The sequence below is a fragment of the Novosphingobium rhizosphaerae genome, from assembly GCF_050920675.1.
Taxonomy (GTDB): domain Bacteria; phylum Pseudomonadota; class Alphaproteobacteria; order Sphingomonadales; family Sphingomonadaceae; genus Novosphingobium; species Novosphingobium rhizosphaerae.
Window position 1 is genome coordinate 2,314,836 of sequence record NZ_CP137861.1, and the last position, 23,873, is coordinate 2,338,708.

Annotated in this window: 21 protein-coding genes; 11 read left to right on the top strand and 10 right to left on the bottom strand. The window is 63.5% G+C overall.

Features of this window, described 5'->3' with window-relative positions; genetic code table 11:
• Positions 1-29 precede the first annotated feature (29 nt).
• Both R9J51_RS10580 and R9J51_RS10585 read left to right on the top strand, forming a co-directional pair.
• The gene (locus R9J51_RS10580) at positions 30-1,631 is read left to right on the top strand and encodes a sulfotransferase (RefSeq protein ID WP_179504440.1); all 1,602 of its coding nucleotides are present in this window, start codon (positions 30-32) and stop codon (positions 1,629-1,631) included.
• A gap of 130 nt (positions 1,632-1,761) precedes the next feature.
• Positions 1,762-4,341 carry a TonB-dependent receptor domain-containing protein gene (locus tag R9J51_RS10585; protein WP_179504441.1) on the top strand — a complete coding sequence of 860 codons (2,580 nt, stop codon included), beginning with the start codon at positions 1,762-1,764 and terminating at the stop codon, positions 4,339-4,341.
• 153 nt (positions 4,342-4,494) lie between these two features.
• Here the strand turns inward: R9J51_RS10585 and R9J51_RS10590 are convergent, their stop codons facing one another.
• On the bottom strand, positions 4,495-5,166 hold the full coding sequence (locus tag R9J51_RS10590) for a response regulator transcription factor (protein WP_168554440.1): 672 nt from the start codon (positions 5,164-5,166) through the stop codon (positions 4,495-4,497).
• 174 nt (positions 5,167-5,340) lie between these two features.
• Entirely contained in the window at positions 5,341-6,510 is a 1,170-nt protein-coding gene (gene pobA / locus R9J51_RS10595) for a 4-hydroxybenzoate 3-monooxygenase (RefSeq protein WP_179504442.1), read from the bottom strand.
• A gap of 122 nt (positions 6,511-6,632) precedes the next feature.
• Here pobA and R9J51_RS10600 point away from each other — a divergent pair, with 122 nt between their 5' ends.
• The 7 genes from R9J51_RS10600 (at position 6,633) to R9J51_RS10630 (ending at position 12,915) form a co-directional block, all read left to right on the top strand.
• Complete coding sequence (locus R9J51_RS10600) at positions 6,633-7,481, top strand: helix-turn-helix domain-containing protein (protein WP_179504443.1); 849 nt, start codon at positions 6,633-6,635, stop codon at positions 7,479-7,481.
• A 72-nt stretch (positions 7,482-7,553) separates the two neighbouring features.
• A complete protein-coding gene (locus R9J51_RS10605) occupies positions 7,554-8,687 on the top strand; it encodes a cobalamin-independent methionine synthase II family protein (RefSeq protein WP_179504444.1) in 1,134 nt (377 codons plus the stop codon).
• Entirely contained in the window at positions 8,684-9,082 is a 399-nt protein-coding gene (locus tag R9J51_RS10610; protein WP_432787381.1) for a nuclear transport factor 2 family protein, read from the top strand. Before R9J51_RS10605 ends, R9J51_RS10610 begins: the two co-directional genes overlap by 4 nt.
• 92 nt (positions 9,083-9,174) lie before the next feature.
• A complete protein-coding gene (locus R9J51_RS10615; protein WP_179504445.1) occupies positions 9,175-9,936 on the top strand; it encodes an IclR family transcriptional regulator in 762 nt (253 codons plus the stop codon).
• 107 nt (positions 9,937-10,043) lie between these two features.
• A complete protein-coding gene (locus tag R9J51_RS10620; RefSeq protein WP_179504446.1) occupies positions 10,044-10,502 on the top strand; it encodes a DUF6932 family protein in 459 nt (152 codons plus the stop codon).
• Positions 10,499-11,182 carry a helix-turn-helix domain-containing protein gene (locus tag R9J51_RS10625; RefSeq protein WP_432787382.1) on the top strand — a complete coding sequence of 228 codons (684 nt, stop codon included), beginning with the start codon at positions 10,499-10,501 and terminating at the stop codon, positions 11,180-11,182. Before R9J51_RS10620 ends, R9J51_RS10625 begins: the two co-directional genes overlap by 4 nt.
• Positions 11,183-11,871: 689 nt before the next feature.
• On the top strand, positions 11,872-12,915 hold the full coding sequence (locus tag R9J51_RS10630; RefSeq protein ID WP_432787383.1) for a beta family protein: 1,044 nt from the start codon (positions 11,872-11,874) through the stop codon (positions 12,913-12,915).
• Positions 12,916-12,990: 75 nt separating this feature from the next.
• Here R9J51_RS10630 and R9J51_RS10635 read toward each other — a convergent pair whose 3' ends face one another.
• On the bottom strand, positions 12,991-13,839 hold the full coding sequence (locus tag R9J51_RS10635) for a transporter (RefSeq protein WP_179504449.1): 849 nt from the start codon (positions 13,837-13,839) through the stop codon (positions 12,991-12,993).
• 73 nt (positions 13,840-13,912) lie between these two features.
• Positions 13,913-15,469, bottom strand: a complete 1,557-nt coding sequence (locus R9J51_RS10640; RefSeq protein WP_179504450.1) for an amidase — start codon at positions 15,467-15,469, stop codon at positions 13,913-13,915.
• A 125-nt stretch (positions 15,470-15,594) separates the two neighbouring features.
• On the opposite strand from R9J51_RS10640, the gene R9J51_RS10645 reads away from it, so the two are divergent.
• Entirely contained in the window at positions 15,595-15,870 is a 276-nt protein-coding gene (locus R9J51_RS10645; RefSeq protein ID WP_168554448.1) for a UvrB/UvrC motif-containing protein, read from the top strand.
• 16 nt (positions 15,871-15,886) lie between these two features.
• Here the strand turns inward: R9J51_RS10645 and R9J51_RS10650 are convergent, their stop codons facing one another.
• Together R9J51_RS10650 and desA are read right to left on the bottom strand one after the other, a co-directional pair.
• Positions 15,887-16,732: a beta-etherase gene (locus R9J51_RS10650; protein WP_168554449.1), complete on the bottom strand. Its 846-nt coding sequence runs from the start codon at positions 16,730-16,732 to the stop codon at positions 15,887-15,889.
• A gap of 151 nt (positions 16,733-16,883) precedes the next feature.
• Complete coding sequence (gene desA, locus R9J51_RS10655; RefSeq protein ID WP_168554450.1) at positions 16,884-18,272, bottom strand: syringate O-demethylase; 1,389 nt, start codon at positions 18,270-18,272, stop codon at positions 16,884-16,886.
• Positions 18,273-18,433: 161 nt separating this feature from the next.
• On the opposite strand from desA, the gene R9J51_RS10660 reads away from it, so the two are divergent.
• Entirely contained in the window at positions 18,434-19,447 is a 1,014-nt protein-coding gene (locus R9J51_RS10660) for a nucleoside hydrolase (protein WP_179504451.1), read from the top strand.
• Between the two features lie 65 nt (positions 19,448-19,512).
• On the opposite strand, the gene R9J51_RS10665 is transcribed toward R9J51_RS10660, so the two are convergent.
• The 4 genes from R9J51_RS10665 to atpA all read right to left on the bottom strand — a co-directional run bounded on the left by R9J51_RS10665 (position 19,513) and on the right by atpA (position 23,860).
• Positions 19,513-19,767 carry an ATP synthase F1 subunit epsilon gene (locus R9J51_RS10665; RefSeq protein WP_168554452.1) on the bottom strand — a complete coding sequence of 85 codons (255 nt, stop codon included), beginning with the start codon at positions 19,765-19,767 and terminating at the stop codon, positions 19,513-19,515.
• Positions 19,768-19,899: 132 nt separating this feature from the next.
• The gene (gene atpD, locus R9J51_RS10670; RefSeq protein WP_168554453.1) at positions 19,900-21,351 is read right to left on the bottom strand and encodes a F0F1 ATP synthase subunit beta; all 1,452 of its coding nucleotides are present in this window, start codon (positions 21,349-21,351) and stop codon (positions 19,900-19,902) included.
• A gap of 29 nt (positions 21,352-21,380) precedes the next feature.
• Positions 21,381-22,259, bottom strand: a complete 879-nt coding sequence (locus R9J51_RS10675) for a F0F1 ATP synthase subunit gamma (RefSeq protein ID WP_168554454.1) — start codon at positions 22,257-22,259, stop codon at positions 21,381-21,383.
• Positions 22,260-22,330: 71 nt separating this feature from the next.
• The gene (atpA, locus tag R9J51_RS10680) at positions 22,331-23,860 is read right to left on the bottom strand and encodes a F0F1 ATP synthase subunit alpha (protein WP_168554455.1); all 1,530 of its coding nucleotides are present in this window, start codon (positions 23,858-23,860) and stop codon (positions 22,331-22,333) included.
• Positions 23,861-23,873: the final 13 nt, after the last annotated feature.

Genomic DNA, 23,873 nt, shown 5'->3' on the forward strand with positions numbered 1-23,873 from the left:
CGCGGCGTCACCATGTTTGTTGTGGCGCGATGACCACCGTGACCCTGCCCTCGCGCCCCGCCTACGATCCCCGCCTTGTCGCTGCCGCCGCCGCGATGAACGCCAACGATCTGCCGCGCGCCGAACCCCTGCTGCGCGCGCTGCTCAAGGACGATCCGTTCGATGCCCGCGCGATCCGCCTGTTTGCCGAACTGGCCGGGCGCATCGGCCGCTATGGCGACGCGGAAAACCTGTTGCGCCGCGCGATCGAACTGGACCCGGCCTTCACCCCCGCGCGCGCCAACCTGGCCTTGGTGCTCTATCGCACCAACCGCGCGGCAGAGGCGCTGGAGCAGTTGCAGCAAGTCACCCTGGAAGACCCCGAAAACCTCGGCCACGCCAATCTGGCCGCCGCCGCCAATGGCCGCATCGGATCTTTCGATGCGGCCCTGGCGCTTTATGAAAAGGTCCTGGCCCAGGCGCCCGACCAGCCGCGTGTTTGGATGAGCTATGGCCACATGCTGAAAACCGTGGGCCGCCAGGCCGACGGCATTGCCGCCTATCGCCGCGCCATCGCGCTGATGCCGGGGCTGGGCGAGGCGTGGTGGAGCCTCGCCAACCTCAAGACCGTGCGCTTTGCCGATGAAGATATCGCCGCGATGGAGCAGGCGCTGGCCGATCCCGCGCTTGGCGCCGAAGACCGCTGGCATCTCGATTTCGCGCTGGGCAAGGCGTTCGAGGATCGCAAGCAGGCCCAGGCCGCGTTCGATCACTATGCCGCCGGCAATGCCCTGCGCCGTCGCCGCATTCCCTACAAGGCCGATGAAACCACCGCCACCGTCGATGCGATCATCGCTACGGCCCCGCCGGCGCTGTTTGCTGCACGCGCCGGCGCGGGGTGCGCGGCGCCCGATCCGATCTTCATCCTCGGCATGCCGCGCGCCGGCTCCACCCTGGTCGAACAGATCCTGGCCAGCCACAGTCAGGTGGAAGGCACCAGCGAACTGCCCGACATCGCCCAACTGGCCCGCAAGGTGCCCGATTACCCCGCCGGCCTGGCGGGCCTCTCGCCCGAAGAGTTGCGCAGCATGGGCGAAAGCTATCTGCACACCACGCGCATCCAGCGCCACACCGCACGCCCGCTGTTCATCGACAAGATGCCCAACAACTGGGTGCATGTGCCGCTGATCCGCCTGATCCTGCCCAACGCGCGGATCATCGATGCGCGGCGCCATCCGCTGGGCTGCTGCTTTTCCAACTTCAAGCAGCATTTCGCGCGGGGGCAGGGCTTTACCTACGATCTGGCGGACATGGGGCGCTATTATGCCGATTATGTCCGGCTCATGGCCCATGTCGATGCCGTGCAACCGGGCGCGGTCCATCGCGTGATCTATGAACGCATGGTCGATGATACCGAAAACGAAGTGCGGGCGCTGCTCGATGCCTGCGGCCTGCCGTTCGAGGCGGCATGCCTGGCGTTCTACCAGACCGAGCGCGCCGTGCGCACCGCCAGTTCCGAACAAGTGCGCCAACCGATTTTCCGCGAAGGCACGCAAGGCTGGAAAGCCTTCGAACCCTGGCTCGATCCGCTCAAGGCCGCGCTCGGCCCGGTGCTCGATGCCTATCCCGATGCGCCGCAAAGTTTTGTCTGACATCGGCAATGCGTTGCAAAACTGCCACGCTCATCTGTGATCGATTGGTGAAGATTGTAACCGCTTGACGCAATATCGCACGGCGGCGCACACCCTTGCGCACAAGAATTGCAACAGGGTGGGTTCAAGCATGCGTATTGCCACGGCGGGTCTCTCGCGGTTTCTCCTGATGACGAGCACCGCGCTCCTGGCGCCGGCCAGCATCGCGATGGCGCAGGATGCTGCGCCCCAGGCCGAACCGCAGGCGGCCGATGGCGGCAACGTGATCATCGTCACCGCGCAAAAGCGTTCGGAAAACCTCCAGAACGTGCCGATCTCGATCCAGGCCCTGGGCACGCAAAAGCTCGACCAGCTCAATGTGTCGAACTTCAACGGCTATACGCAGCAATTGCCCACGGTCGTGGCGCAAAGCTCGGGCACGCCGGGCACCAACATCATCTACATGCGCGGTGTCGCCTCGGGCGGCGATGGCAACCACTCGGGGTCGCTGCCCTCGGTGGGCGTCTATCTCGACGAACAGCCGGTCACCACGATCGGTGGCAACCTTGACGTGCATGTCTATGATATTGCCCGCATCGAAAGCCTGGCTGGGCCGCAGGGCACGCTCTATGGCGCCTCGTCCGAAGCCGGCACGATCCGCATCATCACCAACAAGCCCGATACCTCGGGCTACTACGGCCGCATGGATGTGGAAGTGAACAAGGTGCACAAGGGCGGCACCGGCGGCAAGGTGGAAGGGATGGTCAACATCCCGCTGTCGCAAAAGGCCGCGCTGCGCATCGTCGGCTTCTATGAAAAGGATGCCGGCTATATCGACAATGTCGCGGGCACGCGCAGCTTCGAGCCCAAGCCCGGTGGCATCACCATCAACAACAGCAAGTACGTCAAGAAGAACTACAACGACACCGAGATCGCCGGCGGCCGCGCCCTGCTCAAGGTGGACCTTGACGACAACTGGACCGTCACGCCCGGCCTGATGTACCAGGATACGCGCAGCCACGGGTCCTACGGCTATGACACCAGCCTGGGCGATCTTCAGGTGCAGCATTTCCTGCCCGAATATCGCCGCGACATCTTTGCACAGGCTTCGCTCACCATCGAAGGCAAGATCGGTAGCTGGGATCTCACTTATGCCGGCGCCTACCTCGATCGCAAGACGTTCTCGTCGAGCGATTATACCGACTATGCCGAAGCCTATGACTCGCTCTATTCCAGCGCGGGCGGCCTCGCCGGCTATTTCTATTACAAGGACAATGCCGGCAACCAGGTCACCCCGATCCAGCAGGTGATCGGGCAGGATCACTTCAAGAAGATGAGCCACGAACTGCGCATCGCTTCGCCCACCAGCGAGCCGCTGCGTTTCGTCGGTGGCCTGTTCTACCAGCGCCAGTCCAACCTGATCCACCAGGATTACCAGGTCGCGGGCCTGGCCGATCTGCTGTCGGTCAACGGCAAGCCCGGCACGCTGTGGCTGACCCAGCAGCACCGCGTGGACAAGGACTATGCCGCGTTCGGGGAATTGAGCTACGACATCCTGCCCAACCTCACCGCCACGGCCGGCGGCCGCTATTTCAAGTATGACAACTCGCTGATCGGTTTCTTCGGCTTCGGTCGCAATCCGGCCTATATGACGGGCGCGGATGGCAAGGCGGTTCCCGGATCGCCGCCGCCAAACGCTGCGGGGTCGTCGCGCACGGGCGTGGCTGGCTGCTACACCACCAGCGGGTTGCGTCTGCGTGATGCACAACAGGCCGGACAGGCCGATACCACGTTGCTGCCGCCAGCCGTTGGCGGAAGTCCCTGTACCAACCTGGGCGAATACGAAAACGGGGGCGTGGTGCCCACGCGCGCCAAGGGTGATGGCGGTACCTATCGCTTCAACCTAACGTGGAAGCCTGATCGTGACGTGACCGCCTATGCCACCGTCTCCCGCGGGTTCCGCCCCGGTGGCATCAACCGCCGTGCCGACGTCGCCGCCTACAAGCCGGACTATCTCACCAATTTCGAACTGGGCCTCAAGACCACGCTGTTCGATGGCCTGCTGCGCTTCAACATGGCGGTCTACCAGCAGAACTGGAAGAACTTCCAGTTTTCGTATCTGGGCGCCAACAGCTTTACCGAAATCCACAATGGGCCCGATGCGCGCATTCGCGGCGTGGAATTCGATGCCAATGTGGTCAAGGGTGGGCTCTCGTTCAATTTCGGCGGCGCCTATACCGATGCCAAAACGCGCAAGAACCTGTGCCTTGGCGATGATGCCACGTACAAGTGCAACGGCACGCTGCCAGATGGCCGCGCCGATGCCGTTTCGGCAAAGGCCGGAACCCGCCTGCCGATCACCCCGCAGTGGAAGCTGGTCAGCACCCTGCGCTACACCACGCCCGTGGGCGCGGCCAAGGTCTATGGCCAGGTGAACGCCACCTATCAAAGCTCGGCGGCATCGGACATCCGCTCGCTGTCGTATCTTGGCGGCACCACCACCACCTACAGCCCGGCGGCCGCGCTGGGTCGCATCAACGCGTTCACGCAGTTCAATCTGGCTCTGGGCAGCGAGTGGGACAAGTATTCGCTCGAACTGTTCGCAACCAACGTGTTCGATGAGCGTGGGGATCTTGCCCGCTTTGCCCAATGCGGCTCGTGCACGCAGCGCACCTACGTGGTCCCCAACCAGCCCCGCACGATCGGCATCCGCGCCGGCGCCAAGTTCTGACCCTCACACAAAAAGCCCCCTCCTCTTCGCAAGGAGGGGGTTGGGGGTGGCGGAACCCTCGCGCTTTACTGCAAAAGGCTTCGGCACGGTCACCCCGAACGGGATCGAGATCGGCGGCTTTGCCCCCATTCCCGTCCGCAACGCCGCCAAAGATCAAGGCTTGTCCAGCACATACCCCAGCGCGCGCACCGTGCGCAGCGGATAACCGGCCCCGGCGTCGCGCAGCGCGCGGCGCAGGCGGCTGACCCAGGCGTCCACGGTGCGCTCGTCGATCGGCTGGCCCTGTTTGCCCAGTGCCGCGATCAGTTGCTGGCGGGAAAAGACCTGGCCCGGCTGCTCCATCAGGTAGCGCAGCAGGCGCAGCTCGTTGGGCATCAGCGCGATGGCCTTGTCCTTCCACCGCGCCTGAAGCGCCGTCAGGTCCAGGCTCAATTCGCCCAGCCGCAGCGTGCGGGCCACGGTTTCGCGTTCGGGCAATTGCACCGAAAGAACGCGATCGAGCACGGTGCCACGGTCGATCGGCCCGACGATGTAATCATCCGCCCCGGCGCGCATGGCGCGGCGCTTGGCCTCGGGATCGTCTTCTTCCAGCACCATGGTAACATGGGCCGCTTCGGTCTGCATGTCGCAGCGCAGGCGCCGGCACAGCTCCAGGCCCGAAAGTTCGGGCAGCAGCCAATCGACGAAGGCCCAGGGCCGCCCGTCGAGCAGGGGCAGGGGGCCCGCGCCACGCCAGGGGTGAAACACCACTTTCAGGTCGCCATGGGCAAACGGGTCGTGGCCGCCTTCCAGCGGGTTGGTCAGCAGAATGTCGATCTGGCGCATGGGCCTGCCTGTTGGGGGAAACAACAGGCGCCTTGTGTCTGCGCTTTATGACGGCCTTGTGACGATACTTGGCGAATTGTCACATTGCGGGGAAAATTCGCTTCTCGTCTGGCAAGGGGGTGGGGGAGAGAGGCCCGCCCACCCCCTTGCCAAGCTAGTCAAAGGGCCAAGGGGTCAAACCGGAAGCCCCACATAGTTTTCGGCAATGCTGGTCTGCGCGGCACGGCTGGTGGCGATGTAATCCAGTTCGGCCACCTGCATCGCCCGCTCGAACGGGCCATCGTCGGGGAAGCGGTGCATCAGCTTGGTCAGGGTCCAGCTAAAGCGTTCGGATTTCCACACCCGCGCCAGCGCCTTGGCGGCATAGCTGGCAATCGCGTCGGCATCGTTCGCCTTGAAAAAGCCGGTCAGCGCCTGCGCGGCATAATGCACGTCGCTGGCTGCCAGGTTCAGCCCCTTGGCCCCGGTTGGGGGCACGATATGGGCCGCATCGCCGCACAGCAGCAGGCTGCCGTGGCGCATCGGCTCGAACACGTAGGACCGCAGCGGTGCGATCGACTTTTCGATCGAGGGCCCGCGCGTGATGTTCGCGGCTGCATCGGGGCCCAGGCGGATGGCCAGTTCGTCCCAGATGCGATCGTCGCTCCAGTCCTCGATCTTTTCGGTCAGCGGCACGTCCACGTAATAGCGGCTGCGGGTGTGGCTGCGCATCGAGGCGAGGGCAAAGCCGCGCTCGTGGTTGGCATAGATCAGTTCGTGGTTGCACGGCGGCACGTCGGCCAGGATGCCCAGCCAGCCGAACGGATAGACGCGCTCGTATTCGCGCGCCACGCTGGCGGGAATGGCCTTGCGCGACGGGCCGTGAAAGCCGTCGCAGCCCACGATGAAGCGCGCGTCCAGCCGCTCTGCGCGGCCTTCATGGGTAAACGTCAGGTAGGGCGCATCGCTTTCGATGTCGTGCAGCGCCACGTCGCCTGCGCCATAAAGCACCGGCAGCCCGCGTCCGGGCGCGGCATCCATCAGGTCGCGCGTCACTTCGGTCTGGCCATAGACGGTCACGGTCTGGCCGGTGAGGCCGGCCACGTCGATGCGGATCAGGCGCTCGCCATCGGCCAGGTTGAACCCTTCTTCCACCAGGCCTTCGGCCTTGAGGCGGGCATCCAGGCCCAGCCGCTCCATCAGGTTGACGGTGATCGATTCCAGCACGCCGGCCCGGATGCGGCCCAGCACATAGTCACCGGTCTGGCGTTCCACCACCACGCACTCGATCCCTTCGGCGCGCAGCAGGTGGCCCAGCAGCAGGCCGGCGGGGCCAGCGCCCACGATGGCAACTTGGGTTTTCATCGCTTTTCTCTCCCTCGGGCGGCCCGTCCGTCATGGCCGCCGCTCACGCCCTTTCTTGACATTGGCCGGCCCGTGCGGGAAGGCATCAGCCTGACATAAGATGGCACTTTCAGGACAAGTCGATGGCGCAAGGCAGCATCCCCAGCTATGCCCTCTATGGCGAGGAACAGGCCGGAATTGCCAGCGGATTTGCCCATATCGAGACGATCGCAGCGCGTTCCTCCTTGCACGATTGGGAAATCCGGCCGCACCGCCACGCCGATTTCGTGCAATTGCTGCTGGTGCACACCGGACAAGTGCGCATCACCTTCGACGGTGCAGAACAGGCGCTTGACGGGCCCGTGGCGGTGATCGCACCGGCCGGCGTGGTCCACGGCTTTCGCTTTGCCGCCGATGTGGTGGGCCATGTCGTCACCTTGGGTGCCGATTTCCTGGCCCGCGCCCCGGCGGCGGCCGATCCGCTGCATCGCGCGCTCACCCAGGGGCAGGCCGCCCCGCTGGCGGCCGAGCCGGCCCGCCGCGCCGCCTGGCTCGCGGCCGAAATGCTGGCGCTCCAGGCCGATCGCACCACGGCCGATCCGCTATTGCTGGCGCTTGCCGAAACCCTGGCCCGCTGCGTCGCCCAGGCCGCGCCCGCCGCCGGCCCGGCGCCCGACACCCGGCTCGATCGCTTCCGGCAGTTGGTCGAAGTTCATTTCCGCAGCCATCGCGATCTGGCGTTCTACGCCTCGGCCCTGGGCACCACCCCGCGCACGCTTTCACGCCTCACCGCCGCGCGCCTCGGCTGCTCGCCCATGGACGTCGTCCACCGCCGCCTGGCGCGCGAGGCGCACCGCCTGCTGCGCTACACCAACGCCACCGCCGCCCAGGTTTCAGCCGAACTCGGCTTCGAAGACCCTTCGTACTTCTCCCGCTTCTACTTGCGCCTCACCGGCCGCCGCCCGGCACAAGATCGCGCTGGGGCGGCGTAATGGCGCTTGCACGCGGCCACCCAGTCGCTATGAAATCTTCACAAGTGTGAAATTGCGCAAGGGAGAGGCCCTGTGGCCCATATCAAGACCAGCCATGTCGGCAGCCTGCCGCGGGGCGAGGAACTCACGCCGCTGTTGCTCGCGCGTGATGCGGGCAAGCCTTATGACGCGGGCGAATTCGATGCCAAGGTGGGGGCGGCCGTCAAGGCGGCCGTGCAGGCGCAAGTGGAAGCGGGCGTGTCGATCGTCAGCGATGGCGAGCTGGGCAAGGTGGGCTATTCCACCTACATGATCGAGCGCCTGTCCGGCTTTGGCGGGCATATCGATCGCAAGCCGGCGGCAGACCTGGCCGAAGTGCCGAACCTCGCCAAGAAGCTTTCGGCGATCATGGGCAGCCAGGAGTTCGTGCGCGCCTCGTGCATCGGGCCGGTCAAGCTGGTCACGCTCGAGCCGCTGCATGACGATATCCGCCGCTTCCGCGCCGCGCTCGATGCCCATGCCGCGCCCGATACGCAGGCCTTCATGAACGCCGCCTCGCCGGGGCTGATCACTGCGTTCCAGGTCAACCGCCACTATCCCAGCCACGAAGCCTATCTGGCGGACCTCGCCGATGCCATGCGCGAGGAATACGAGACGATTGTGAACGCCGGGTTCTTCCTGCAACTCGATTGCCCCGATCTCGCCATGTCGCGCCACACCGGCTACCAGGACCTGAGCGAGGCCGAATTCCTGAAAGTGGCGGCGGCCAATGTGGAGGCGCTCAACGCCGCCACGGCCAACATCCCGCCCGAAAAGATGCGCATGCACGTGTGCTGGGGCAATTACGAAGGCCCGCACGATCACGACATTCCGCTCGAACGCGTGATCGACATCGTCATCGGCGCGCGGCCTTCCACCGTGCTGTTCGAGGCGGCCAATCCCCGGCACGAGCATGAATGGAAAGTCTGGGCCGATGCCAAGCTGCCCGATACCAAGATCCTCGCGCCCGGTCTGATCGACACCTGCTCCAACTATATCGAGCATCCCGAACTGATAGCGCAGCGGGTGGAACGCTTTGCCGGCATCGTGGGCGCAGACCGCGTGGTGGCCAGCACCGATTGCGGGTTCGGCACCTTTGCCGGCTATGGCAAGATCGATCCCATCGTCACCTGGCGCAAGCTCAAGGCCCTGCGCGAAGGCGCCGACATTGCCGGAGCGCGCCTGTGATTAACGAAGACGAACGCCGCGCGATCGAGGCGGACTGCGCGCGCCTGATCGCGCTCTATGCCAACTTGAACGATGAAGCGCGCTGGGAAGACGTCGCCGCCCTCTATGCCGCCGATGGCCTGATGACCCGGCCCACCGCGCCCGATGCGCCGATCGTGGGGCGCGAGGCGATCCTTGCCGCGTTCCGGTCGCGCCCGCCGCGCACCACGCGCCATGTGTGCAGCAACGTGGTGATCGACGTGGAAAGCGCCGACGCCGCCCGTGGCACCAGCGCGATGCTGCTGTTCAACGGCGGCCCGGCGCCGCTGGTCGGCTCGTTCCACGATCGCTTCGTGCGCACGGCGCAAGGCTGGCGCTTTGCCGAACGGCGCGGCACTCTCCTCTTCCAAACCTGACCAGACAAATAGCCCCCTCCTCTTCAGAGGAGGGGGTTGGGGGTGGTGGAAGCCAAGCACCGCCGCCGCCCCGCAAAAAGGACAAGACACCCATGGCCTCCGCCCCATCGCCCACCGCTTCGGCCAAGACCGGCCCGGTCAAGTCGGCGCTGCGCACGCTCGACGTGATCGAATTCGTCGTGGCCCATGCCGGCGGCGTGGTGGCGCAGGATGTGGCGCAGGCGCTGGGCATTCCGGTGTCGAGCCTGTCCTACCTGCTCGCCACGCTGGTGGAGCGGCAATACCTGGCGCGGGACGGGCGGCGCTACCTGCCCGGGCCGGGGCTGGAGCGCCTGCGCGTGGCCCCGGCGGCCTTGCCCCTGGCCGACCGCGTGGCGCCGCTGGTCCGCGCGCTCAAGGCCGAACTCAACGAAACCGCCAGCTTCATGGTCCGCGTGGGGTGGGACGTGGAAGCCGTGGTGACCGAAGCCAGCGACCAGACCCTGCGCTACGCCATCGAACCCGGCGCCCGCCGCCCGCTGCACTGCCTCGCCGCCGGCAAAGTGATCCTCGCCTATCTCTCGGAAGCAGACCTGCACCGCTACTTCGCGGAAAGCACCCGCACGGCCATGACCGAACACACCCGCGTGCGCGACGAAGACCTGCGCGCCGACCTCACCCGCATCCGCGCCGAAGGCATCGCCACCGCCTGCCACGAAGCCACCCTGGGCATCTGCGGCACCGCCGTCCCGGTGTGGAGCGGCGGCCAGATGGTCGGCGTGCTGAGTGTCGCCGTGCCGGAAGTGCGCTTTGATGCAGCGCTGGCGGCGCGGGTGCGGAGCGCGCTTAAGCGGGCGGCTGGGGCGGTGGGGTGAGGGTGACCTTCTTGGTTCTAACTGACCTCATGGTCGACTTTAACCCATAGTCGGCTACCATCGAAAAGTCGTTGCAATGACATGAACACAACGATATCGTTGTGTTCATGATCCCAGCGCTCATTAGTCAGGTTGGGCATTCCGCCCAGGTGCTGCCCATCGGCTTACACTTTGTGAGCCTGCGGGAGTTCCGCAATGCATTCGTCTTCAATGCTCATCGAGCATGGCTTTTCGATGGGCTGAAGGAGGCGTGCCATGATCTTCGGTTGGCTGGGTGCGCGCGAATTTTCGTTGGTGGCAGCTTTGTTACATCGAAGCCCGACCCGAGTGACTACGATGCATGTTGGGACCCTGTAGGAGTTTCCGCTGATCTTGAGCCCATGCTCTACGACGAAAATCTGCGCATTGAACGGCGTAATCGATACAGAGGCGATCTTCTAATTGGTGGGTGCGACCCCGGTCCTGCGGGCGAGTTTTTCCGCTTCCTGTCGAAAGACAAGATGTCCGGTGAGGAGCGAGGAATGATCGGAATTAAGTTAAAACTATTGGAAATCATGAATTCATGATTAGCAACGAAAAAGAGTATCGATCAACAAAACTTGCATTGGCGGGATTTGAAGATGCGTTGATGAAGTACGACGTCTTGAAGGCGATCGAATGCGGAATTGACCCGATGATTGCTCGGGCGCAACGTGGTTCTTACGAGCGCCAAGCTGCAGAACTGCGTGAGCAGTTGAGTGCCTACGAGGCGCTACGGGACGGGAAAGTGCATGAGTTCGAAGTTCATGGCATCCCCGATCTTGGAAAAGGCTTGGTAGAAGCGCGGGTGGCAAAGGGGCTAACACAACGAGAACTCGCCAATTTGGCAGGGCTGCAGGAACAGCAAATCCAAAAGTATGAGAAGGAGCGCTATGGTTCCGCAAATCTCAAGCGGTTGGCGCATATCGCAGCGACGATTGGTATAGGTTTTGATGCGAAGCTGACTATTACGGGTGATGATCCTTCAATCGATGAAATGCCGGGCGGTCTCAATCTGGCAGATTTCCCGTTTGCCGAGATGAATTCTCGTGGTTGGTTCGGCCAGCAGGTTGATCGGCGCGCGCCATCAGTCGAACGAGCGCGCGTCTTGCGAGACTTTTTCGTTCAAGCGCCACGAGAGATTGCGCCTGCATTGCACATACATATTATTTTTCTCATTCCGCACCTTTTTTCATCATTATTTTTTATTACATCTTTAATTTACTAATTTCTCTTCATCTCTTTTTCCAATCCCTTCTATACACACTAATTAATACTTAACTAATACCCAATAATAACCAAATTACACCCCCCTAAAATAAAAAATATAAACTTTAACACTTTTAAAATCACTACTCATCATTCTACTACTCATTCATCTGCTCATTCCTTGCTAATATACACTTTTACCAATTAAATCCTCTTCCAAAATTCACTCCCCAAAATTAACTAAAAACAATCCCTCCAATTACACCACACTACAATTCCATCTACTACCCTTATCCTTCCACTACCCTAATACTCATCTTTAACATCAACCATCATCTATATCCTACTCCTTCTTTCATCTTACCTTTATAAATCTCCACTACCCCCATCCTTCATCATTCTTTCACCACCTATATAAATCCCAATCCCTCCGTCACAACCCAAGATTATCTTCCCATCCAATCCTCATCTCTTATTTCCCTACTACACTAATATTATCTATCTCAACCTCAAATATCACATAATTTTTCCCTCCCCTTTTATAATTATAATCGAACCCTACTCATCAAAATGATTTCTCTACCGAATCGCCTAATTCTCTTATAATACACTCTCCTTCCTGAGCCAGCAAACCTTACCTCCCTGTTATCTACTTCAATACCCAGCCCCACCGTCAATACGCCCACACGCTCGGCTCACCGCAAACTCTTGTCCCCAGCGTTCAAGATCACTCCGGCAGGATCTTTCGATCCCGACGAGCAGCGGGTACTCTCACCCACGGAGTATCTAAAGAGGTTTGGTCACCAGCTTGCTGAGAGTCGCGGTCGGCGTTTGTCGTTCATCGACGCAGAACTAATCGATGATGACCGCCATCGCAGGGCTGTAGATGTTCATCCGCTTACCGAACTCCTTGAGCGGGCACGTCTCTCTGGCGCTAACGCTGCGCCGATATTCAGCCGTGCTAGCTCGGTTGATTACACCGCCGCTGTCAGCCGTTTCGTACAGCGTGACAGCAACGCACTTTTATGTTTTCGCATCGGACTTCAGGAGCTTGAAGATATACCGAATGCTTCTGTGCTTAGTGATTACGTTCGAGAACTGGGAGGAAGTCCGGGGCAAACAGTATTGCTTTTGGACGGCGGACCACTTCAAATTGACGATGCTGAAGATTTGGCACATCTGCTCGCTATGCAGATGGCGCGCCTTATTGTGCGGGGCACTTGGTTGAGGGTGTTTTGGAGCGCAACCAGCTTCCCTGATAAGCCCAAAATGAAGCCGGGAACTCTTGCTCGCTTTCCACGCAGTGACTGGCATGTTTACGAAGCCATTCTTCGAATTAAGGATGAGTTTCCAGTTGTTCCCATGTTTTCAGATTACATGTTAGAGTTTCCGGGAAACTATTTGCCACTTAATGTAAGCCCTACTGCAAAGTTATTTTATTCGACGGAGAATGAATATATTTACTGCAAGGGGCGTTCGACTAGGGTAGGTGATGGTTATGGCAACATTTTATCGGTTGCTGCGCAACTTGTTTCGATCGAAGAAATGAAGGTGTCAGATTACAGCTTGGGAGATTCTTATATTCATGGGCTGGCCGGCGGGATTGGAAAGACAGGAAATGCGAGTATGTGGAGGTGGTGTTCGACCGATCATCACCTCGCGATGGTGGATGAGCAGTTGACCAGATTGTTGGGTATCCCTCGGGAGCGTTTGGTGCCATCCATTCCGGCTGAACAGTTGCAATTGGTATAGTCATATTTCAGAATTGGCGATTTTTATATTGGTTTAGAATTCGAATATATTTTTCTCTTCATAATTAATCACCCCCTAAAACTTCCGCGTAACCCCAAACCCCAGCTCCACATCCGGCGTATCCCTATTCAACCCCGCCACCGCCTGTACATCCAGTTGCAGCATCTTCGCCGGCTGCACATCGAACGAGAGCGCCGCGCGGCTCGTTGTCGCATGTCCTGCCGGGTCTTGGTCGCGCAGGAATTGCAGTTCCGGGGTCAGGCGGGTCGCTTTCGACAGGTGCACCTGCACCCCCATCGCGGCACCATAGGCGAGGTGGCGGCCTTGGCCGCTTTCGTTCACGGCGGCGTCCACTTCGGGGGAGAGTTCCAGCGAGACGGTGTCGTCGATCTTGTAGCTCGTCGGGACGATCAGCCCGGCACCCCAGTCGCCGGCGCCCACTTCGCTATGGCCGGTCGGCAGGGTGACGAAGGGCAGCACGGCCACGGCGAGGCCGGTCTTGCCTTCGGCGGGATGGCGCAGGTTCTGCTTTACGCCCAGGGTCACGTCGCCCACGCCCTGTGCGGTTTCGATCGTGCCCGATGGCACATCGCGGGTGCGCACGTGGCCATAGGCGGTCCAGCCGAGCCGCACTTCGGTAGTGGCCGTCACGCCATAGCGCAGCAGCACATCGCCGCTTTCGATCGTGTCGGTGCGCTGGTCGGCCTGCTTGTCGAGCGTCCAGTCGCCCAGCCCGATTTCAACCTGGACGCGACCGGGATCGACGGTGCAGGCGGGGGTGTCGAGGCCCGGCCGGTCGCTGCACAAGTCGCGCGGGGCAGGGTGGTGGGTGCTGTCCTGGGCCACTTCGTCGGGCGTGCCGGTGTCCTGTGCCGCCGCCGGCGTGGCAGCCAGCGCCAGCGCCGCGATGATCATTGCTCTCATGGCTTTGCCCCCTTGATGATACGGGGGGCAACGTGCGCCCATCCGGCCGGTTCCCCCGGCGCGGACGCGCGGCTCAGTGTGGCGCCAGCACCGGCGCGCGCCGCGCATGGCTCGCTTGTTCAAAGGCATAGCCATAGGCGAGCACGCGCGCATCGTCCCACGCGGTACCGATGATCGAAAGGCCCACGGGCAGGCCGGAAACCTCGCCCATCGGCACGGTGAGGTGGGGATAGCCGGCCACCGCCGGCAGGCCGCCCGCGCCGCCGCCCACGAAATTGTCTTTCAGCACCTGGTCGATCAGCCAGGCCGGGCCGAGTGTGGGGGCGACCAGTGCGGTCACCTTGTTGTCGGCCAGCATGCGGTCGATCCCCTCGGGTCCCGCCATGCGCCGCGCCTCTGCGGCGGCGGTCACATAGGCGGGGTCGGCCAGGCCCTTGGTCTTGTCGGCGTCTTCGAAGAAGTCCTGCCCGAACAGCGCCATTTCCTGCGCGGCATGGGCCTGGTTGAACGCGATCAGGTCTGCCAGCGTGCGGCTGGGCACTTTGGCCGGATCGGTGGAGGCAAGATAGGTGGCGAGGTCTGCCTTGAGTTCGGTGGACAGCACCAATTGCTCGCGCTCGCCCACGTCTTTCGTGGCGGGCGGGGGTGCCTTGATCTCCACCAGCGTGGCGCCGGCGGCGCGCAGGGCGGCCAGCGCCCGTTCGAACACGGCATCGGTTTCGGGGTGGAACCCGGCGGCAAAGCGCATCACGCCGATGCGCGCGCCTTTCAGGGCATCGGCGGAAAGTGTGGCGGTAAAATCGTGGCCCAGCGCATCGGCGCGGGCCGTGGCCGGATCGGCCGGATCGCTGCCGGCCATGGCACCCAGCAGCAGCGCGGCATCGCGCACGCTGCGCGCCATCGGGCCGGGCGTATCCTGGCTGTGGCTGATCGGCACGACATGGGTGCGCGAGACGAGGCCGACGGTGGGCTTGAACCCGACCAGGCCGTTGACCGCCGAAGGGCAGGTGATCGAACCATCGGTTTCGGTGCCCACGGCCGCTGCGGCGAAACTGGCGGCGGCGGCCGCGCCCGAACCGGCGCTCGATCCACACGTGCTGCGGCGCGGATCATAGGGATTGCGCGCCTGGCCGCCCGTGGCGCTCCATCCGCTGATCGAATGGTTCGATCGGATATTGGCCCATTCGGAAAGGTTGGTCTTGCCCAGGATGATCGCGCCCGCCGCGCGCAGACGCGCCACCAGCGTGGCATCGCGGCCGGTGACGTTGTTCGCCAGCGCCAGGCTGCCGGCGGTGGTCGCCACGGGATCGGCGCTTTCGATATTGTCCTTGATCAGGATCGGAATGCCATCGAGCGGCAGGTGCGTTGGCCTGGCCTTGCGCGCCGCGTCGGCAGCGCGGGCCTGCTCCAGCGCGCGCGGATTGAGCGCAATCACCGCGTGCAGCGTGGGGTCGATCCTGGCGATGCGCGCTTCATAGGCGGCCACCAGCTCTGCCGAGGTGACGCGCCCGGCATCGAGATCGGCGCGCAGGGTATCGACCGACTTTTCCGCCACGTCATACGCGTGGGCCGGCGTGGCGCAGAGAGCCAGGGCCGGAAGAGCAAGGGCAAGCGGGCGCACGAATCGCATGAGGGTCCCCGGTATGTCGCCCGCCAAGTCTGGCATGCGGGCCGGGGTTGGGCCAACCGGCATTTGGCGCATGCGCGCGCGAGACCGGGATGGCACTATCCGCCCATCTCGCGCATTGTGCCATCATGGCCGACACGATCCAGTCCCTCACCGCGCGGATGGAAGCCGCCGTTGCTGCGCTCGATTTCGAGGAAGCAGGGCGCCTGCGCGACAGGATCACGCTGATGCGGGGTGGGGCGAGTGCGGAACAGGCGGCAAAATCGGATACGGCGGGGCTGACCCGCCAGGTGCCCGGCGCCATGGGCCTGGGCACCAGCCAGCAAGCCATGACGCCGCCACCCGGCTGGCGCCCGCCCCCCAAGCCCGATCTGATGACCCGGGGGACGAAGCGCAAGCGGTGAGGGCGGTGGCCGCCGGTCAGGCCGGCTGCTTCATCCCCTGGGTGATCTTCTGCGTTTCGGCCTGGGTCGAAGCAGGGCCGGTGTTGCGCTTGTAGATGCCGCCAAGGCCGGCCGCGCGGTTGAACGCGGGCACGTCGCCCTCGCGCTCTTTCAGGCCGAACAGCGGGAACAGGCCGGGATGGCGGCCCAGACCGCCATAGAGATCGAGGCAGCGGTCGAGCCAGCCGCGCAGCGGATCGTCTTCCACCAGCACCGGCGTCTTGCACACCGAGGACGTGAACAGGAAGCCGCCCAGGATGCGGTAATCGGCATAGTTGGGCGTGGCCCCGCCCAGCCACTGGTGCTGCGACAGCGTGGAGCGCAGCGGTTCGAGCGCGGCGGAAATGGCGGCCAAGCGATCCTCGCGGCCGGCCTGGATATCCTCCAGCTTGCGGCCCAGCATCTTTTCGCGCGAATGGGTGATGTATTCGTGGTCCTGCGGCAGCGACAGATCGCGATAGTCCGCGCAGAAGCAGCGCATCCACGGGCCGACGGCGTTGGCCCAGAACCAGTGGTCCAGCGCCTTGAGCGTGGCCGCCACGCTTTCATGCGGGATCAGCGCGGGGCGATCGGGATAGGTGGCATCGAGGTATTCGACGATGCCCCAGCTATCGAGCACCCACTTGCCATCATCGACGATGGCCGGCAGCCGCTCGGTCTGCCCGCCGGTGCGCTCCAGGATGCCGGTAAACCCGCCGGGCACCACATCAAGATCGAAACCCTTGTGCTTCAACGCATATTTGGTCGCCCACACGAACGGACTGATCGTTGCGCCGGTGGAAATGGCCAAGTCGTAAAAGGTGATCTTGTTGTCTTTTGCCATGGCGGCATCCTCTCCTTTGTTGCCGCGATCATGCCATGAATTGTTAGCAAGGCAAACAAAATATCTGCGCAAACAGAAAGCGCCGGCCTTCGTCGGGAGAAGGCCGGCGCCGCGTCCGGGATGTGCTTCCCGGGCGCTTACCTGTGCGGGCTTACTTCTGCGTGCGCCACCCTTCGGCATAGCTGTCGCGCGCCACTTCCGAATAGGGCACGGGGCTGACCACGGCCTTGATTTCGGTCTGCACGTGGGGTTCCACGGTGGGCTTGGTGGTGCCGCCATTGGGTTCGCCCCACAGCAGGCTGACTTCGCCGCCGATCGTTTCGTGGCCCGGATCCAGCATCGCCAGGGTCAGGAACTTGCCCTCGTTGGCGGAATAGCCGATCCAGGTGGACAGGCCCACCTGCTTGCCGTCCTTGAGCACCTGGTCGAAGGGATGCATCGCATAGACCGCGCTGGGATATTCCATGAACTTGGCGCGATCGCCCTTGCTCAGCGCCGAAGACTGCACGCGCATGACGTCTTCGTTGTCGAGCGCCAGGGTCACCTTGGTGCGGTGGTTGCCGGCAGCCGCCATCTTTTCCAGCGCGGCGCGGCCGATGAAGTCATGGTCGAACTTGACGAACGGGCCATAGCCCAGGTCCCACGGCGTGGTGTAATACCCTTCGACGGTTTCGGGCACATAGCTGCCACCCACCGAGCACTTGGCTTCATAGGAATTGGCCGAAAGCCATTCGCGATAGGGCGCCAGCGCCTCGCCGGTGTAGATCGCCGGAAGGGGTGAGGGGATCCAGCCCGATTCGAGCGTGTTGGACGAGTAGGCACGGCCACCCACCAGGGCGAGGCCGAATTCCTTGCCAGCTTCCACCAGCGCGGCGTGCACCGCGCCATAGTCTTCCCAGGGGCCGAACAGTTCGAAGCCCGGCTGGCCGGCCATGCCATGGCGCAGCGCGCGCACGTCCTTGCCGCCGATGGTCATGCGGGTCATGTGGAAGAACTTGAGTTCGGGCGGGGTCTTGCCGGTGGCCTTCTCGATGATCTTCATCGCGTTGGGGCCCTGGATCTGGAAGCGATAGCTGTTGCGCTTGCCATCGTTGCGCATGGCCCAGCGCTCGTCGCGCTCGACGGTCACGTTCCAGTTGCCGGTGGCGGCGTGGTATTCCACCCATTCGATGGTGGGCGCGCGGCCCACCAGGTTGAATTCGTTCTCGTCCAGGTAGAACAGGATCACGTCACCGATGACATAGCCATCGGGCGTAACCGGCACGAACTGCTTGGCGCGATCGGGCTGGAAGTTCTTGAAGCTGTTGATGCCCAGGTATTCCAGCATCTTGAATGCATCGGGCCCGCGCACGGCCAAGTCCACCATGTGGTAGGACTGGTTATAGAGCACGGCGGTGTGACCCCAGGCCCATTGCTCGGCCCGCCAGTTGGAATATTCCGCCGGCACGCCGGGATAGACATTGGGGCCGACCTGCTGGTTGCGCAGGAAATCGACGAGGTTGGCTTGTGCGCCGATCACGTTGGCCAGGGTTTGCGTCATGACAGGTATCTCTCCCTTGAGCGTTGTCGGGGTGCTTCATGCCTCAAATTCACGCTGGTGAAAAGTTCACAAACATGAATTTGGCAAAAAAGTTCGTGCGGCTTACAATGTGGCATGCCTCAGCGGGTTGACAACGTGCGACAACATGCTGTGATCGGCGCATGACCTGCTCACGACGCGCTGCCCTGCTCGGCCTTTCCGCCGGTGCCTTTGCCCCCATGCTGGCGCGCGCGGCGCCGGTCCTGCCCGATGCGCCGCCGCGCATGCGGGTGATCGTGGACAACGACCTGGCGGGCGATCCCGATGGCCTGTTCCAGCTTGCCCACGCGCTGCGCAGCCCTTCGGCCGATGTGCGGCTGATCGTGGGGTCGCATCTGCATTCCCCCCAAGATGCCGAGCCCGACGACGGCCACCAGGCAGACAAGGCGGCAGCTAAGGCGCGGGAATTGCTGGCCCTGATGGGACTGGCCGGGCGGGTGCCGGTGGTGCGCGGGGCCGAGGGCGCTCTGGGCCGCGCGGATCGGCGCAATTCGGCCGAGGCGGTGGCCGCGATCGTGGCCGAAGGCATGCGCAGCGATGTGCAGACGCCGCTGTTCTATACCGCCGGGGCCGGGCTGACCGATCTGGCGGCCGCGCTCCAGGCCGAACCACGCCTGGCGCAGCGGATGACCTTGGTGTGGATCGGCGGGGCCGAGCATGACGGCGTGGCACTGCCGCCACCGGGCGGCACGCCAGGCGAATACAATTTCACCATCGATCCGGCTGCGGCGCAGTTCGTCTTCGGGCAAAGCGCCATCCCGATCTGGCAGGTGCCGCGCAACGCCTATCGCCAGATGCTGGTGAGCCTGGCCGAACTGCGCGTGCTGGCGCAAAGCGGCCCGGTGGGCGCCTGGTTGGTGGCACAACTGGATCATATGCGTGGCCAGTTGACCCGGCTCGGTCGAAACTTGGGCGAAGTCTATGCCTTGGGCGATAGCCCCCTGGTGACGCTCACCGCGTTGCAGGCCGCGTTCGAGCCCGATCCCGCCTCGTCGCGCTATCACCTGGCGCCAACCCCGCGCCTGGGCGAGGACGGCGCATATCTGCCGCGCCCCGACGGGCGGCCGATGCGCGTCTATGACTGGATCGATACGCGGCTGACCTTTGCCGACATGTTTGCCAAGCTCGCGCACTGAAACGCAAAAAGGGCCAGCGCTGCGAGAGCGCCGGCCCTTTTTTGCCCATCCGTGGGATGAAAGCGTCAGCCTTCGACGTGTTCGGCCAGAACCGTGAGGCCCTTGGCCGAAACTTCGGCAAAGCCGCCCTGCACCTGGATTTCCTCGGGCTGGGCGCCCTGGGTGCGGTAAATCTTGATCGTGCCGTCCTTGACCGTGGACATGAACGGCGCGTGGCCTTCCAGCACACCGAATTCGCCTTCGGTGCCGGGAACGACAACCTGCCACACCGCTTCGGAGCGGACGAGGCGGGCCGGAGTGACGAGTTCAAAGTGGAGCATGGACCGTCTCTGCGCTCCCCTCCCGCTGGCGGGAGGGGCTGGGGGAGGGGCGGTTAGCCGGATGTTCGAAGAAGGGCGCCCCTACAGGCCCTCCGCCGACCCCTCCCGCAAGCGGGAGGGGAGCATTTGGCCTCAGGCTTCGGCAGCCAGCTTCTTGGCCTTTTCGACGGCTTCGTCGATGCCGCCGACCATGTAGAACGCCGCTTCGGGCAGGTGGTCGTATTCGCCGTCGACCACCGCCTTGAACGAGCGGACGGTGTCTTCGAGCTGCACGAACTTGCCCGGAATGCCGGTGAACACTTCGGCCACGTGGAACGGCTGGCTGAGGAAGCGCTGGATCTTGCGGGCGCGAGCCACGGTCAGCTTATCTTCTTCCGACAGTTCGTCCATGCCCAGGATGGCGATGATGTCCTGCAGCGACTTGTACTTCTGCAGGGTTTCCTGAACGCGGCGAGCGGTTTCGTAGTGCTCGGCACCCACGATGCGCGGTTCGAGCACGCGGCTGGTCGAGTCCAGCGGGTCCACCGCCGGATAGATGCCGAGTTCCGAGATCGCGCGGTTGAGCGTGGTGGTCGCGTCCAGGTGGGCGAACGAGGTGGCCGGCGCAGGGTCGGTCAAGTCGTCGGCCGGCACGTAGATCGCCTGGACCGAGGTGATGGAGCCCTTGTTGGTCGAGGTGATGCGTTCCTGCAGCGCGCCCATGTCGGTCGACAGGGTGGGCTGGTAACCCACGGCCGAAGGAATACGGCCGAGCAGCGCCGACACTTCCGAACCGGCCTGGGTGAAGCGGAAGATGTTGTCCACGAAGAACAGCACGTCCTGGCCTTCCTGGTCGCGGAAGTATTCGGCCATGGTCAGGCCCGAGAGCGCGACGCGCGCGCGGGCGCCCGGCGGTTCGTTCATCTGGCCATAGACGAGCGCAACCTTGGAGCCTTCCGAGGTGGCGTTGCCTTCGGCGTCCTTGGCGATGACGCCGGCGTCGAGGAATTCGTGGTAGAGGTCGTTGCCTTCGCGGGTGCGTTCACCCACGCCGGCAAAGACCGACACGCCGCCGTGGCCCTTGGCGATGTTGTTGATCAGTTCCTGGATCAGCACGGTCTTGCCCACGCCGGCGCCGCCGAACAGGCCGATCTTGCCGCCCTTGGCATAAGGCGCGAGCAGGTCGATCACCTTGATGCCGGTGACCAGGATGGCCGCTTCGGTCGACTGGTCGACGAATTCGGGAGCCTTGGCATGGATCGGGGCGAACTGGTCGGCGCCAACCGGGCCGCGTTCGTCGATGGGATCGCCCACCACGTTGAGGATGCGGCCCAGCGTCTTGGGGCCGACCGGAACCGAGATCTGCGCGCCGGTGCTGGTCACGGCCTGGCCACGGGTGAGGCCTTCGGTCGAGTCCATGGCGATGGTGCGCACGGTGCTTTCGCCCAGGTGCTGCGCCACTTCGAGCACCAGGCGGTTGCCGTTGTTGCTGGTTTCGAGCGCAGTGAGAATGGCCGGAAGTTCGCCGTCGAACTGGACGTCGACGACGGCGCCGATGACCTGGCTGATCTTGCCGGTCGAAGTGATGACAGGTGCGGTTGCCATTTGTGTCTTTCCTTGCCTGCTGGTCGTCGTCAGAGCGCTTCGGCGCCGGCGATGATTTCGACGAGTTCGGTGGTGATCGCGGCCTGGCGGCTGCGGTTGTATTGGATGGTCAGCTTCTTGATCAGTTCACCGGCGTTGCGCGTGGCGTTGTCCATCGCGGTCATCGAGGCGCCCTGTTCGCTGGCCATGTTTTCGAGCAGCGCACCGAACAGCTGGACGCGCAGGTAGCGCGGCAGCAGGTCAGCGAGGATCGCTTCCTCGTCGGGTTCGTAATCGACCACGGCGCCGCCATCGTTGGCCACGGCCACGGTGGGCGCCGGCACGGGGATGATCTGCTGCGTGGTGGGAATCTGGGCCAGCGCGCTGCGGAACCGCGAATAGAACAGATGCGCCACGTCGAACTGGCCGGCTTCGTACATGGCCAGCAGTTCGTTGGCGATCTTTTCGGCTTCGGCAAAGCCGGCTTCGCGCACGGTGGTGGTGTCGAACCCGCCGGCAATCGCGCTGGGGAAATCGCGCCGGATCGGGGCGCGGCCCTTGCGGCCGACGAGGTAGAACTTCACCGTCTTGCCTTCGGCGATCAATTCCTGCGCCTTGGCCTTGGCGGCCTTGACGATATTGGCATTGAACGCGCCGCACAGGCCGCGATCGGAATTGGCGACGACCAGGAGGTGAACCTGGTCCTTGCCGGTGCCGGCGAGCAGCTTGGGGCTGCCTTCGCCAACCTGCACCTTGGAGGCGAGGCTGGCCATGACAGCGGCCAGGCGGCCGGCATAGGGGCGCGCGGCCTCGGCAGCGGACTGCGCCTTGCGCAGCTTGGCCGCGGCGACCATCTGCTTGGCCTTGGTGATCTTCTGGGTCGATTTGACCGAGTTGATCCGCAGCTTGAGTTCCTTGAGCGAGGCCACTCGTCTTTTCTCCACTTCATCCCCCCCGGCATGCCCGCAAGGGGCCACCGGGGGGATGAGTCATGCGTTGGTCAGGCGAACTGCTTGGCGAAAGCGTCGAGCGCTTCCTTGAGCTTGGCCTTGGCGCCGTCGCCCAGATCCTTGGTATCGCGGATTTCGGCCAGCAGGTCGGCCTTCTGCGTGCGCAGGAAGCTGAGCAGTTCGGCTTCGTATTCGGTCACCTGGTCAACCGGCACGGCGTCGAGGTAGCCCTGGGTACCGGCAAAGATCACGCAGGTCTGCTCTTCGAAGCCCTGCGGCGAGAACTGCGGCTGCTTGAGCAGTTCGGTCAGGCGCGCACCGCGGTTGAGCAGCTTCTGCGTGGAGGCGTCGAGGTCGGACCCGAACTGGGCGAAGGCCGCCATTTCGCGGTACTGCGCCAGCTCCAGCTTGATCGAGCCGGCCACCTTCTTCATCGCCTTGGTCTGGGCCGAGGAGCCCACGCGTGACACCGAGAGGCCGACGTTGATGGCCGGACGGATGCCCTGGTAGAACAAGCCGGTTTCGAGGAAGATCTGGCCATCGGTGATCGAGATCACGTTAGTCGGAATGTAGGCCGACACGTCGCCCGCCTGGGTTTCGATGATCGGCAGGGCAGTCAGCGAACCGGCGCCGTTGTCGTCGTTCATCTTGGCGGCGCGTTCGAGCAGGCGGCTGTGCAGGTAGAACACGTCACCCGGATAGGCTTCGCGGCCCGGCGGGCGGCGCAGCAGCAGCGACATCTGGCGATAGGCGACGGCCTGCTTGGAAAGGTCGTCGTACACGATCACGGCGTGCATGCCGTTGTCGCGGAAGAATTCGCCCATGGTGCAGCCGGTGTAGGGCGCCAGGTACTGCAGCGGGGCCGGTTCCGAAGCGGTGGCGGCCACGACGATGGTATATTCCATCGCGCCGTTTTCTTCGAGCTGGCGCACGATCTGCGCCACGGTCGAACGCTTCTGGCCGATCGCGACGTAGATGCAGTAGAGTTTCTTGCCTTCGTCCGAACCGGCGTTGGCGGCCTTCTGGTTGATGAAGGTGTCGATGGCGACGGCGGTCTTGCCGGTCTGGCGGTCACCGATGATCAGCTCGCGCTGGCCACGGCCCACGGGCACCAGGGCGTCGATCGCCTTGAGGCCGGTCTGCACGGGTTCGTGCACCGACTTGCGCGGGATGATGCCCGGCGCCTTGACTTCGACGCGGCGACGCTCGGTGTATTCGATCGGGCCCTTGCCGTCGATCGGGTTGCCCAGCGCGTCGACCACGCGGCCCAGCAGGCCCTTGCCGATCGGCACGTCCACGATGGTACCGGTGCGCTTGACGGTGTCGCCTTCCTTGATCTCGGAGTCCGAGCCAAAGATCACGACGCCGACGTTGTCGGCTTCGAGGTTGAGGGCCATACCCTTGACGCCATTGGCGAATTCGACCATTTCACCGGCCTGGACCTGGTCCAGCCCGTGGATGCGGGCGATGCCGTCACCGACCGAGAGCACGGAGCCGACTTCCGAGACCTGGGCCTCGGTGCCGAAGCTGGCGATCTGGTCCTTGATGACCTTTGAGATTTCAGCGGCGCGGATTTCCATCGTTCAGCCTTTC